Source organism: Pseudomonas sp. GW821-FHT03A09 (assembly GCF_059421065.1).
In genome coordinates, this window is the sequence record NZ_JBWKUX010000015.1 from 102,547 (window position 1) to 115,877 (window position 13,331).

13 protein-coding genes are annotated in these 13,331 nt (G+C 60.6%); 8 read left to right on the forward strand and 5 right to left on the reverse strand.

Going from position 1 to position 13,331, the window contains the following annotated elements; genetic code table 11:
- Positions 1-3 precede the first annotated feature (3 nt).
- The 7 genes from mltB to AC07V4_RS23295 all read left to right on the forward strand — a co-directional run bounded on the left by mltB (position 4) and on the right by AC07V4_RS23295 (position 6,460).
- On the forward strand, positions 4-1,014 hold the full coding sequence (gene mltB, locus AC07V4_RS23265; protein WP_492638240.1) for a lytic murein transglycosylase B: 1,011 nt from the start codon (positions 4-6) through the stop codon (positions 1,012-1,014).
- Complete coding sequence (locus tag AC07V4_RS23270) at positions 1,014-2,015, forward strand: septal ring lytic transglycosylase RlpA family protein (protein WP_492638239.1); 1,002 nt, start codon at positions 1,014-1,016, stop codon at positions 2,013-2,015. Before mltB ends, AC07V4_RS23270 begins: the two co-directional genes overlap by 1 nt.
- Positions 2,016-2,196: 181 nt before the next feature.
- Positions 2,197-3,354 (forward strand): D-alanyl-D-alanine carboxypeptidase family protein, encoded by a 1,158-nt coding sequence (locus tag AC07V4_RS23275; protein WP_431752248.1) that lies wholly within the window; start codon positions 2,197-2,199, stop codon positions 3,352-3,354.
- Between the two features lie 84 nt (positions 3,355-3,438).
- A complete protein-coding gene (locus AC07V4_RS23280) occupies positions 3,439-3,714 on the forward strand; it encodes a DUF493 domain-containing protein (protein WP_492638238.1) in 276 nt (91 codons plus the stop codon).
- Positions 3,714-4,361, forward strand: coding sequence for a lipoyl(octanoyl) transferase LipB (gene lipB, locus AC07V4_RS23285; protein WP_492638237.1), 648 nt, complete (start codon positions 3,714-3,716; stop codon positions 4,359-4,361). Before AC07V4_RS23280 ends, lipB begins: the two co-directional genes overlap by 1 nt.
- A 26-nt stretch (positions 4,362-4,387) precedes the next feature.
- A complete protein-coding gene (gene lipA / locus AC07V4_RS23290) occupies positions 4,388-5,389 on the forward strand; it encodes a lipoyl synthase (protein ID WP_431752251.1) in 1,002 nt (333 codons plus the stop codon).
- Between the two features lie 150 nt (positions 5,390-5,539).
- On the forward strand, positions 5,540-6,460 hold the full coding sequence (locus tag AC07V4_RS23295) for a S66 peptidase family protein (RefSeq protein ID WP_492638236.1): 921 nt from the start codon (positions 5,540-5,542) through the stop codon (positions 6,458-6,460).
- A 131-nt stretch (positions 6,461-6,591) separates the two neighbouring features.
- Here AC07V4_RS23295 and AC07V4_RS23300 read toward each other — a convergent pair whose 3' ends face one another.
- The 5 genes from AC07V4_RS23300 to leuS all read right to left on the reverse strand — a co-directional run bounded on the left by AC07V4_RS23300 (position 6,592) and on the right by leuS (position 12,661).
- Positions 6,592-7,917 (reverse strand): lytic murein transglycosylase, encoded by a 1,326-nt coding sequence (locus tag AC07V4_RS23300; protein WP_492638235.1) that lies wholly within the window; start codon positions 7,915-7,917, stop codon positions 6,592-6,594.
- 61 nt (positions 7,918-7,978) lie between these two features.
- A complete protein-coding gene (gene arfA, locus AC07V4_RS23305) occupies positions 7,979-8,143 on the reverse strand; it encodes an alternative ribosome rescue factor ArfA (protein ID WP_003176285.1) in 165 nt (54 codons plus the stop codon).
- A 140-nt stretch (positions 8,144-8,283) separates the two neighbouring features.
- The gene (gene holA / locus AC07V4_RS23310) at positions 8,284-9,321 is read right to left on the reverse strand and encodes a DNA polymerase III subunit delta (RefSeq protein WP_492638234.1); all 1,038 of its coding nucleotides are present in this window, start codon (positions 9,319-9,321) and stop codon (positions 8,284-8,286) included.
- 39 nt (positions 9,322-9,360) lie between these two features.
- A complete protein-coding gene (locus AC07V4_RS23315) occupies positions 9,361-9,966 on the reverse strand; it encodes an LPS-assembly lipoprotein LptE (RefSeq protein ID WP_492638233.1) in 606 nt (201 codons plus the stop codon).
- An 88-nt stretch (positions 9,967-10,054) separates the two neighbouring features.
- Positions 10,055-12,661 (reverse strand): leucine--tRNA ligase, encoded by a 2,607-nt coding sequence (leuS, locus tag AC07V4_RS23320; RefSeq protein ID WP_492638232.1) that lies wholly within the window; start codon positions 12,659-12,661, stop codon positions 10,055-10,057.
- 261 nt (positions 12,662-12,922) lie between these two features.
- Here leuS and AC07V4_RS23325 point away from each other — a divergent pair, with 261 nt between their 5' ends.
- Complete coding sequence (locus AC07V4_RS23325) at positions 12,923-13,240, forward strand: hypothetical protein (RefSeq protein ID WP_492638231.1); 318 nt, start codon at positions 12,923-12,925, stop codon at positions 13,238-13,240.
- Positions 13,241-13,331 lie beyond the last annotated feature (91 nt).

A 13,331-nucleotide genomic window follows, 5' to 3' on the forward strand; every position in this document is an offset into this window, starting at 1 on the left:
TCAATGCAAGTAATGCGCGGTTGGGCGACTCGGCACGCGTCCTGGATGAGCCTGATCGGGCTGCTGAGCGCGACGCAAGAGGCGCAGGCCGGTGACTACGATGGTTCACCCCAGGTCGCCGAATTTGTCGGTGAAATGACCCGCGACTATGGTTTTGCTGGCGAACAACTGATGGGCGTGTTCCGTGAGGCCCAGCGCAAGCAGGCGATCCTCGACGCGATCTCGCGCCCCGCCGAGCGCGTGAAGCAGTGGAAGGAATATCGCCCGATGTTCCTCACCGATGCCCGGGTGGCACGTGGTGTGGACTTCTGGCGTCAGCACGAAGCGGTGCTGGCCCGCGCCGAGCAGGAATACGGTGTACCGGCCCAGGTCATCGTCGCGATCATCGGCATTGAAACCTTTTACGGGCGCAATACCGGCAGTTACCGGGTGATCGACGCCCTGTCGACCCTGGGTTTCGATTACCCGCCACGCGCCGAATTCTTCCGCAAGGAACTGCGCGAGTTCCTGCTGCTGGCCCGCGAAGAACAGGTCGACCCGTTGACCCTCAAGGGTTCCTATGCGGGTGCGATGGGCTTGCCGCAGTTCATGCCGAGCAGCTTCCGTGCTTATGCGGTGGATTTCGACGGTGATGGCCACATCAATATCTGGAGCAACCCCGACGACGCCATCGGCAGCGTGGCCAGCTACTTCAAGCGCCATGGTTGGGTGGCCGGCGAACCGGTAGTGATCCGTGCCGATGTGACCGGCAACCGCGCCGACGAAGGTCTGACCCAGGGCATTGAGCCGGTCAAGACGGTCGGGGAGTTGCGGGCGCTGGGCTGGTCGAGTCAGAATGCGCCACGCGATGACATGCCGGTGACGGCGTTCCGCCTGGAAGGCGCAGACGGCCCGGAATACTGGATGGGCCTGAAGAATTTCTACGCAATCACGCGTTATAACCGCAGTGTGATGTACGCCATGGCCGTGCATCAGCTGTCAGACATGCTGGTCCAAGCACGGGGCAACAAGTAATGCGGGTATCGCCGTTCAACAAACCGCTCAAGCTGGTGGCGTTCGCCGCGTTGTCCTTGTTGGTTGTCAGTTGCTCATCCACGACCAGTCGTGCACCGGCCCAGAAGGGCGGCAGCATCGTCCGCGCCCAGCCTGGCCTGGATATCAACCGCGCGCACAAAGATGGCGCGCCGTGGTGGGATGTCGATGTTTCGAAGATCCCGGACGCCACGCCAACCCTGCACACCGGCCCGTACAAGGCCAACCCCTATACCGTGCTGGGTAAAAACTACTTCCCGCTGCAGGAATCCAAGACCTACTCGCAAACGGGTACGGCGTCCTGGTATGGCACCAAATTCCATGGCCAGAACACCGCCAATGGCGAGGTATACGACCTGTATGGCATGAGCGCGGCGCACAAGACGCTGCCGCTGCCCAGCTATGTACGGGTAACCAACCTGGACAACAACCGCACGGTGATCCTGCGGGTCAATGACCGTGGGCCGTTCTATTCGGACCGGATCATCGACTTGTCCTACGCTGCCGCGAAGAAACTCGGTTATGCCGAGACCGGCACGGCGCGGGTGAAAGTCGAAGGTATCGACCCGGCGCAGTACTGGGCCCAGCGTGGCAAGCCGGCGCCGTTGATGCTCAACGAACCGCAGACACCGCAACCGCAAGTGACGGCCTCGGCCGGTAAGATCGAGCAGTGGACGCCGCCGCCAGCGCAGCACGCACCCGATACCGTGGCGGTGCCGCGTGCCGTGCCCGGCGCCTCGATGGTCGGCGGGCAGTACCTGCAAGTGGGCGCTTTCGCTAACCCGGATGCGGCAGAGCTGCTAAGGTCGAAACTCAGCGGTATGGTCAGCGCGCCGGTTTTCATCAGTTCCATCGTGCGTAACCAACAGACTCTGCACCGTGTGCGCATGGGGCCGATCGGCTCGCCGAGCGAGATTGCGCAGGTACAGAACAGCGTGCGTCTGGCCAACCTGGGGCAACCCAGCGTAGTCACCGCAGAATAACAGTAAGGGATTGATGGCTTGGGCCCGTGCGCGGGCTTGAGCCCTGGTTGTTGGCTCGTGAACAATAAAAACCCAGGGGCAAGGGGTGAGCGGGCAACCGAACACGCGACAGTCTGGAAGCGGGCTGTCTGAATAGTTTTGCCCGCGAGGGCAAGTTTCCATAAGCAATTTCGAGAGACGGATGAACATCACCACCTTAGCCAAACGCACGTGCCTGCTTCTTTCGCTGATCATCACCCCGGCCGCCTGGGCGGTTGAAATGGTGCCGGCTTCCCCGCAACTGGCCGCCAAGGCCTGGGTCCTCATGGATGCCGCCAGCGGCAACGTGCTGGTCGAAAGCAACGGTGACCAGCGCCTGCCACCGGCCAGCCTGACCAAGCTGATGACGGCTTACATCGCGACCCTGGAAATCCGTCGCGGCCAGATCGGCGAGAATGACCCGGTCACCGTCAGCGAAAACGCATGGCGCACCGGCGGTTCGCGGATGTTCATCAAAGTGGGTTCGCAGGTGACTGTGAGCGACCTGCTGCACGGCATCATCATTCAGTCCGGTAACGACGCCAGCGTCGCCTTGGCCGAGCACATCGCCGGCAGCGAAGACGCGTTCGCCGACATGATGAACAAAACCGTGTCCGACCTGGGCATGACCAACAGCCACTTCATGAACCCGACCGGTCTGCCGAACCCAGAGCACTACTCGTCGGCTCACGACATGGCGATCCTGGCGCGCGCGATCATTCGTGTCGACCCGGTGCACTACGCGATCTACTCCCAGAAAGAATTCTTCTGGAACAACATCAAGCAGCCTAACCGCAACCTGTTGCTGTGGCGTGACAAGACCGTCGATGGCCTGAAAACCGGCCACACCGACGAAGCCGGCTACTGCATGGTGTCGTCCGCTGTACGTGATGGCCAGCGTCTGATCGCCGTGGTCTTCGGTACCAACAGCGAGCAGGCCCGTGCGGCCGAGACGCAAAAACTGCTGACCTACGGCTTCCGTTTCTTCGAAACCCAGACGTTCTACCAGAAGGGTGCAGAGCTTGCGCAGGCGCCGGTATGGAAAGGCGCGACCCACCAAGTCAAGGCCGGCCTGGCTGAAGACCTGACCCTGACCATGCCTAAAGGCCAGCTGAAAAAGCTTGCCGCCAGCATGACCATGAACCCACAACTGGTTGCGCCAATCGCCAAGGGCGACGTGATCGGTAAAGTCGAAGTGAAGCTGGACGATAAAGTGGTGCACAGCGCCGACCTGATCGCTCTGGATGCCGTCGATGAAGGTGGTATCTTCCGCCGCGTGTGGGATAGCATCCGTCTATTCTTCTACAGCTTGTTCAACTGATAGTGTGCACCTGCAAGGCCCCGTGTTGACCCGACACGGGGCTTTGCCCGTCGCCACGGCTTACGCTTACGAGGCCGTTACGCCATGACCGATAAAGAAGTAAAGGCGCCAAAGATCGAATTCCCAGTGACGGATTATCCCGTCAAAGTGATCAGCGATACCGGTGCAGGCAACAAAGACAAGATTCTCGAGATCGTGCGTAAACACGCCACGATCAACGACAACCGGGTGGACGAGCGTTCGAGCACCAACGGTAAGTACACCACGATCCAATTGCACATCGTTGCGACGGATCAGGACCAGCTCTACAACATCAACAGCGAACTGCGGGCCACTGGCTTCGTGCACATGGTGTTGTGATGTCACAGGTCCTGGGCTTTCGCGAGCTCGGCCGGATGGACTACGAGCCGGTCTGGCATGCCATGCAGCGCTTCACCAACGAGCGCGGCACCTCGGCTCCCGATGAAATCTGGTTGGTGGAACACCCGCCGGTATTCACCCAGGGCCAGGCTGGCAAGGCCGAACATCTGCTGCTGCCAGGTGATATTCCGGTGGTGCAGGTCGACCGAGGTGGCCAAGTGACTTACCATGGGCCCGGTCAACTGGTGGCTTATTTGCTGCTGGATGTACGCAAGCTGGGTTTTGGCGTACGCGATCTGGTGACTCGAATGGAGGCTTGCCTGATCGAGCTATTGGCCAGTTACGGCGTGACTGCCGCGGCCAAGCCCGATGCGCCCGGTGTGTATGTGGACGGCGCGAAGATCGCTTCCCTGGGGCTGCGCATTCGCCATGGGTGCTCCTTTCATGGCCTGGCCCTGAACGTGGACATGGACCTGGCGCCGTTTCGCCGGATCAACCCGTGTGGCTACGCCGGGCTGGCCATGACCCAGTTGAGCGATCATGCCACACCGATTAAATTTGCCGAGGTTAGTGCCCGGCTGCGTGCGCAGCTCGTCAAACACCTCGACTATGCTGAGCAGACGACCCTCACGGGCGGAATCGACTGATTATGACTACTGATGCAGTGCAAACCATGATCCCGACGGTGGACGTTACCGAACGTCCGGCCCCGGCCCCGCGTGCCAAGGTGGAAGCCGGCGTCAAGCTGCGCGGCGCCGAGAAGGTTGCACGCATCCCGGTGAAGATCATTCCGACCACCGAACTGCCGAAGAAGCCTGACTGGATCCGCGTACGCATCCCGGTTTCGCCGGAAGTCGACCGCATCAAGGCCCTGCTGCGCAAACACAAGCTGCACAGCGTGTGCGAAGAGGCCTCCTGCCCGAACTTGGGCGAGTGCTTCTCCGGTGGCACCGCGACCTTCATGATCATGGGTGACATCTGCACCCGCCGTTGCCCGTTCTGCGATGTGGGCCATGGCCGTCCGAAGCCTCTGGACGCCAACGAGCCGGAAAGCCTGGCCATCGCCATTGCTGACCTGCGCCTCAAGTACGTGGTGATCACCTCCGTAGACCGTGATGACCTGCGCGACGGCGGTGCCCAGCACTTTGCCGACTGCATCCGCGAGATCCGCAAGCTGTCGCCGAACGTGATGCTTGAAACCCTGGTACCGGACTACCGTGGTCGCATGGACGTAGCGCTGGAAATCACCGCTGCCGAGCCACCGGATGTGTTCAACCATAACCTGGAAACTGTGCCACGCCTGTACAAGGCCGCGCGTCCGGGGTCGGACTATCAGTGGTCGCTGACCCTGCTGCAGAAATTCAAGCAGATGATGCCGCACATTCCGACCAAATCCGGCCTGATGCTGGGCCTGGGCGAGACTGACGAAGAAGTGATCGAAGTCATGAAGCGCATGCGCGAACACGACATCGACATGCTGACTTTGGGCCAGTACCTACAGCCGTCCCGCAGCCACTTGCCGGTGCAGCGTTTCGTGCACCCGGACACCTTCGCCTGGTTTGCCGAGGAAGGTTACAAGATGGGCTTCAAGAACGTGGCATCCGGTCCGTTGGTACGTTCCTCGTACCACGCTGACGAACAGGCCAAGCTGGTCAAGGCGAGCCTGGTGTCCTGATAGAGAAGTGAGCAGCACCGCAGGTCCAATGTGGGAGGGGGCTTGCCCCCGATTGCGGAGTGTCAGTCAGCACATCTGATACTGACGCACCGCCATCGGGGGCAAGCCCCCTCCCACATTTCGTTTTACGTTAGTTAAGGAGATTTTTGGATGACCGCTGCCGTCCCTGCATTGCGCTCTGAAGGTACCATCGCCCTGATCGCCCCCGCTGGCCCCGCCGCACTGGATGTCGAAAAAGCTCAGCAATGGGCGCGCACCCGTGGCTATGAACTAAGGATCTATCCCGGTGTGTATGAGCGCGAAGGCTACCTCGCCGGCAGTGATGACGTGCGTCTGCGTGATTTGCATGCGGCCTTCTCCGATCCCGAAATCGATGCCATCTTCTGCCTGCGCGGCGGTTATGGCACACCGCGCTTACTCGACCGCCTGGATTTCGACCTGCTGCGTGCCAACCCCAAGCCATTCGTTGGCTACAGCGATATCACCGCCGTGCACCTGGCTATCAGCCGTTATGCCGGATTCGTCACGTTCCACGGGCCGATGCTCAATGCCGACTTGCTCGGTGACAAGCAGCAGCCTACCGAGTCGTCATTGTTCAGCATGCTACGCGGGCAATTGGGCGTCGGCAGCGTGCTGGCGCACCCGGTGGCCTACCCGCTGACTACGATTGCGCCTGGTATCGCCTGTGGGCGCTTGCTGGGGGGGAACCTGTCGATGATCGCGGCGGTGATGGGGACCGCTTACGAGATTGACGCCGAAGGCATCATTTTATTGATCGAAGACGTCAACGAGCCGATTTACCGTATCGACCGCTTGCTGACCCATCTGCGCCTGGCCGGCAAGCTGGCCCAGGTGGCGGGCGTGCTGGTGGGAGATGTGGCGGGTGTGGATCAAGCTGCGCTGGAGCGGCTGCTCAAGCAGACCTTCGAACCGCTGTGCATTCCGGTGCTGTCCGGCTGGCGCAGCGGGCATTGCGATCCGAACCTGACGTTGCCGATGGGCGCGTTGGTGCGCTTGGATGCGGGGGAGAAGCGGGTGGTGTTGGAGCAGGATGTGGTGTTTAAACCCTGAGCATGTTGTCGCCTGTTAAGCCGCTTTCGCGAGCAAGCCCGCTCCCATATTCGACCGCATTCCAAAGGATGTTTGCGGTACAAATGTGGGAGCGGGCTTGCTCGCGAAAGCGGTAGTCGCCATACGCCGATCTAGCGGCTCTGCAACGACTCCAGCAACTTCACCGTCGGGTACCCATCCGCTGGCCAGCCCAGCGACTGTTGCGCCGCCCGAATCGCCTTGCGCGTGTTGGCCCCGATAATGCCGTCTGCGTTGCCCGCGTCATAACCCTTGGCGCTGAGCACTGTCTGCAAATCGATACGCTGGGAGCGACTCAATGGCAGCTCATCTTTCGGCCAGCTCCCACGGATCACGCCAGCGCCGGTAAAGCGCTCCGACAACAACCCGACGGCCAGTGCATAGGACGACGAGTTGTTGTACTTGAGGATCGCGCGGAAGTTATCCAGCACCAGGAATGCCGGGCCACGGTAGCCGGCCGGCAGCAGCAGGGCGGCAGACAGTGGGTCGACGTTGGGTGGCATGCTCGCGCCTGGCGGCAGTTGGATGCCCAGTCTCATCCACTCGGCGACGGTCTTGCGGATACCACCGTCGGCCAAGGCGTAGTCGAAGTTGGCTGGCAACTGCTGCACTTCGAAGCCCCACGGCTGGCCGCGCTGCCAGCCGGAGCTTTGCAGGTAATGCGCGGTGGAGGCGAGGGCGTCGGCAGGGCTGTTCCAGATGTCGCGACGACCGTCGCCGTCGAAATCGACCGCGTGGGTGTTATAGGTGGTCGGGATGAACTGGGTCTGGCCCATGGCGCCGGCCCAGGAGCCTTTCATCTGGTCGGCGGCGATATCGCCATGCTGGATGATCTGCAACGCCGCCAGCAACTGAGCCTGGGCGAACGCCGGGCGACGACCCTCATAGGCCAGGGTCGCCAGGGAGCGGATCACCGAATTATTGCCCTGGAACTGGCCGAAGTTACTTTCCATGCCCCATACAGAAACCAGCGCTTGGCGATCAACGCCATAACGCTCCTCGATGCGCTGCAGGATGTCGGCGTACTTGATCAGCAGGGCCTGGCCGTTACGCACGCGCAGCGGCGACAGTGCGCCGTCGAGGTATTCCCACACCGGGCGGGAAAACTCCGGTTGGCTGCGGTCGGCGCGGATCACCGCCATATCGGGAGTGACCCCGGCAAAGGCGTTGTCGAACACGGCAGGCGTGATTCCGGCTTTCAGGGCTTCAACGCGAAACCCGGCCATCCACTCGGCAAAGGTCTGGGTCGGTTGGATATCGAGGTTGTCCACTGCCAATGGGGCCACCACCGCGGGCGCTACGGCCGGTGCGGTCTGGAGCTTAGGCAATGGTTGAGCGTCTGCGGCGGTAGGTTTCTCCGCACAGGCGACAAGCAGAATGAGGCTGGAGGCAGCGATCAATTGGCGAAGGTGCCAACGACGGGAAAGACTAGAGGGCATGCACAGGTCCAGGGATTACAAATCAGGCACAGACCTTATCATGCCAGAGGGGCGCTTGCCTTCAGGCAGCCAGAAAGTAAGAAGCCTCCCAGCTATTAGACTGGAAGGCTTCGCGGCGGTAGCTGCCTTTGCCCTTGCCGGCGCGTTCCTGACGGCTTCGGAACAGTGGCTGGGCGATGATGGATTTGGCCTTGTTGGGGCCATGCTTGGATGGCTTTTTGCTCATGATCGGTACTCTCGGTAGGTTGGGATGGAGCGATGCAAATCATCTGCCGAAGTTGTGCGGCTGTAAAGCCCTGCGAAATGTAGGAAAGGTAGACACGGTCAAAACTGTGGGAGCGGACTGTGGTGTTTTTGAGGGAGGGATTATTCGGCAGGCAGTGACAGGCGCTGTCCGGCCATCAACAACGACAAACGGCTCAGGCTCATCCACGGCGAACCAGCGGCCTGGCCCTTGATCTGTGCGTCGATGCGTTGTGCTTCCAACAGAAGCTGCGCCCAGCGTTGCGCTGAGTGCCGTTGCAGGGCTTTGCTCATCAGGGGTTTGCGCTTGTCCCACACAGGCGGCTTGGCTTGGCTGAAGGCTCGGTCCAACGGTGTTCCCTGGCTGTATTGCAGGGCAATATTGGCCAGCACCCGTAATTCCCGGGCCAGGGCCCAGAGAATCACCGGGGGTTCCACCCCTTCGCCGCGTAACCCTTCGAGCATGCGAAGGGCATGAGCGGGTTCGCCATTGAGGATTGCATCCACCAGCCCGAATACGTCGAAGCGCGCGCTGTCAGCCACCGCACCTTGTACGGTTTCGACAGTGATCTGCCCGTCTTCGGCCATCAGCTTGAGCTTTTCGATTTCCTGGGCGGCGGCAAGCAGGTTGCCTTCGACCCTGGCAGCGATCAGCTCAACAGCGTCTTGGGTCGCTGACAGTCCCGATTGGGACAGTCGCTGACGAATCCACTGCGGCAACTGGTTGCTGTCCACTGGCCAGATCTGGATGAACTGGGTCTGCGGACCCTCCACCAACGCCTTGCCCCACTTGGTCTTCTGCGCACTGCCGTCGAGCTTGGGCAGGCTGATCAGCAAGACCGTGTCTTCGGCAGGGCGCGAACAGTATTCCATCAAGGCTGCCGCACCTTTGTCGCCGGGCTTGCCTGAAGGCAGGCGCAGTTCCAACAGGCGCTTTTCGGCAAACAGCGACATGCTCGCACCGGCTTGCAGCAACGTTCCCCAGTCGAAACTGGCGTCGGCGCTGAACACCTGGCGTTCATCGAAACCCTGCTGGCGCGCCGCTGCACGGATAGCATCGGCGGCTTCCTGGCACAGCAGCGGGTCATCCCCACTGACGATATAGACGGGTGCGAGACCACTTTGCAGGTGTTTGGCGAGTTGAGCGGGGGCGAGTTTCATAGGCAGGTCAAACGGGGCGCCAGTGGCGCCCCGTATGCTTTACTCGACAGGGACTTCAACAGGCGATTGTTTCGGCGTGTTGTCTTCATACTCTTGTGCCGCTTTCAGGGCGTCAGCGTCAGCCTTGGCCTTGTTGTCGGCGATTTGCTGCAGACCTTCCAGTTTCTCCGGGGTCAGCAACTGCAGGCGAACCATCATGCGCTGCACCAGCTCACGACGCATTTCTTTGCGGGCCTGGATGATTTCCGAGTCTGAACCTACCAGGTTGTTACCGTCGTGGCTCACGACCTTTTGTACTTGAACTTTATCACCCATCAGTGGCAGGTGATCGCGACCTTGCACTTCAAAGTTCAACTGAGTGTTCAGCTCAATATCCGATGCACGGCCCGCGCTGGCATAGCTGACATTACGCTGGGTTTCTTTCTCGTCCACCAACACCAGTTTGTAGGTCGCACCGGTGTAGACGTGCACGCCGCTGTTTTCCAGGGTCTGACGCAGCTGTGTCACGGTTTCGCCGTAGGCGTTGCGGGCGCTGACATCGAGTTCCTTGAGAACCAGTTCGTTGGTGCCGGTGCCGCGCAGCTGGAAGCCGCAGGCGCTCAGCAGAACGGCAAGGCCCATTACCAGCAGGTTGCGTTTGATCATTTTGTTGCTCCCCTTGAAACCATGTGGGCCTTATCGAGGCCCTGAAGGCTTTGTTCGACGCAGGGCTCAAGCCCCGCGCCCGATCCGATTAGCTAGCGACGATATTGACCAGTTTGCCAGGCACCACGATCACTTTGCGGATCGTCAGGCCTTCGGTGAAACGCAGCACGTTTTCGTTGACCCGTGCAGCCGCTTCGATCTCTTCGCGGCTGGCGCTGGCCGGCATGTCGATCTGGCCGCGCAATTTGCCGTTGACCTGGATCACCAGTTGCAGGGTGTCTTGTACCAGAGCGCTGTCATCCTGTTTCGGCCAGCTGGCGTCAATGACAGCGCCGCTGTGGCCCAGACGGCTCCACAGTTCGTGGCTGATGTGCGGCGTGATTGGCGCCAGCAGCAGGGTGACGATTTCCAGGCCTTCCTGGATCAACGCACGGTCCTGCTCGGTGGCTTGCGGGGCTTTTTCCAGCACGTTCATCAGGGTCATCACCTGGGCGATGGCAGTGTTGAACTTGTGGTTCTGGCCCACATCCTGGCTGGCTTGGCGGATAGCCAGGTGAGTGCTGCGGCGAATGGCTTTCTGCTCATCGCTCAAGGTTGCCACGTCCAGCTTGCCCGGCAGGCCTTGGCTGACATGGGCGTGCGCCAGGCGCCAGACACGCTTGAGGAAGCGGTGCGAGCCTTCGACGCCGGAGTCGGACCATTCGGCGCTCATGTCGGGCGGCGAGGCGAACATCATGAACAGGCGGCAGGTGTCGGCACCGAACTGGTCGATCATCGACTGTGGGTCGACGCCGTTGTTCTTCGACTTGGCCATCTTCTCGGTGCCGCCGATTTCTACCGGTAGGCCGTCGGATTTCAACTTGGCGCTGATCACCTTGGCTTTGCTGTCGCGCTCGAGCTCGACGTCCGCCGGGTTGAACCAGGTGTAGGCGCCATTGGCTTCGCGGCGATAGTAAGTCTCGGCGATCACCATGCCTTGGGTCAGCAGGTTCTTGAACGGTTCATCCGAACTCACCAGGCCTTCGTCGCGCATCAGCTTGTGGAAGAAGCGCGCATACAGCAGGTGAAGAATGGCGTGTTCGATACCGCCGATGTACTGATCCACCGGCAACCAGTGGTCGGCCGCGGCTTTTTCCACCAGGCCACCCTCATAGTGCGGCGAGGCGTAGCGGGCGTAGTACCACGAGGACTCGACGAACGTGTCCATGGTGTCGGTTTCACGTTTGGCAGGCTGGCCGCATTTCGGGCAAGCGCACTCGTAGAACTCGGGCATGCGCGCCAGCGGCGAGCCAGCACCGTCCGGCACGACGTCTTCTGGCAGTACTACTGGCAACTGGTCTTCCGGCACCGGCACGTCACCGCAGCTTTCACAGTGGATGATCGGAATCGGGCAGCCCCAGTAGCGCTGGCGGCTGATGCCCCAGTCGCGCAGACGGAACTGGGTGCGCGATGCACCGAGATTTTTCTTGATCAGGGCGACTTCAATGGCGTCGAACGCGCCTTGGAAATCCAGGCCGTCGAACTCACCGGAGTTGATCAGCGTGCCGTGCTCGCCGTAGGCGTCTTGCCACGGGGCCGGGTTGGTGTCGCCCGAGCTGGTACGCACCACGGACTTGATCGGCAGGTTGTACTTGGTGGCGAACTCGAAATCACGTTCGTCGTGGGCCGGTACAGCCATTACTGCGCCATCACCGTAGTGCATCAATACGTAGTTGGCGACCCATACCGGCAGCTTATCGCCAGTCAGCGGGTGTTCGACGAACAGGCCGGTCGGCAGGCCTTTTTTCTCCTGGGTGGCGACGTCGGCTTCAGCCACGCTGCCGCCTTTGCATTCGGCGATGAAGGCCTGCAGCTCTGGGTTGTTCTGCGCCGCCTGGGTGGCCAGCGGGTGTTCGGCGGCCACGGCAACGTAGGTCGCGCCCATCAGGGTGTCCGGACGGGTAGTGAAGACTTTGAGTGCACCCGCTTCGCCGATCGAATCGACGTTGTACGGGAACTGCACTTCCATGCCCTTGGATTTGCCGATCCAGTTGCGCTGCATGGTCTTGACCTGTTCAGGCCAGCCCGGCAGGTCGTCGAGGCTCGACAACAGTTCATCCGCGTAAGCGGTGATCTTGAAGTAGTACATCGGGATTTCGCGCTTTTCGATCAGCGCGCCGGAACGCCAGCCACGGCCGTCGATGACCTGCTCGTTGGCCAGTACGGTCTGGTCGATCGGGTCCCAGTTCACGGTGCCGTTCTTGCGGTAGATCACACCTTTTTCGAACAGGCGCGTGAACAGCCATTGTTCCCAGCGGTAGTAGTCCGGCTTGCAGGTGGTCACTTCGCGAGACCAGTCCACCGCCAGGCCGAGGCTGCGCAGCTGGGTTTTCATGTAGGCGATGTTTTCGTAGGTCCACTTGGCGGGAGCCACGTTGTTTTTCATCGCGGCGTTCTCTGCCGGCATGCCGAAGGCGTCCCAACCCATGGGTTGCAGGACATTCTTGCCGAGCATGCGCTGGTAGCGGGAGATTACGTCGCCGATGGTGTAGTTACGCACGTGCCCCATGTGTAGCTTGCCGCTGGGGTAAGGGAACATCGATAGGCAGTAGTAAGTCTCCTTGCCTGGCTGTTCACTGACTTCAAAGGACTTTTGCTCGTCCCAGAAGGTTTGGGCGGCATTTTCTATTTCACGGGGCTGATATTGTTCGTGCATGGCTACTTTTGAACTGAATAGGGGTGGCCTAATCCTCTTCGGTGCAACATTCAGGTTGATCGACACCAAACAGCGGCGCGTCCGTGCCCAAACCCTGCGGGAAGTGGAGTTACAGGAAGCGCCGTAGCATACATGACCCCACTCTATCGAGGGAAACCCTGATTGCGCGGTCGAGGCCGTCTGTCGCGGCGCCGGGCAGGCACAGCCATGGGGACTAGGCTGTTTATTGGGGAGCAAGTATTTCTTCAATGAGGTGAGGGGATGGTTGAATCGCAGCGAACTTTAACGAAACCGCAATTGTATGAAGGACTGATCGACCGTTTGGGTCGGGCATTGGATGCTGCAAAAACCGCAGGCCGATTGCGTGATGAACGGCCTCTGGAGCTGGAGTTGCGAGGCTTGAGCCAGGCAGAGCTTGAACTGATCAAGCGCTACCTGGAATTGAATCACCACCGCGCCTCTCCTGGGCAGGCTTCCCCGCCGTCCCAAGAGCCGTCACGTTCGGCCAAGATCATCTGGTTGAAGGACGTGTCCGCCAGTCGAAGTACTGAAAAACTTCAGGCCGTGCGGTGCAAGTGAAGCACAGCGTCATTTGCTGGTCTTCTCGAAATATGCTGGTAAGGATTGTCGCTAAACCCCGTTGCATCTAGGCTTCGGGCATCTTTGGAGA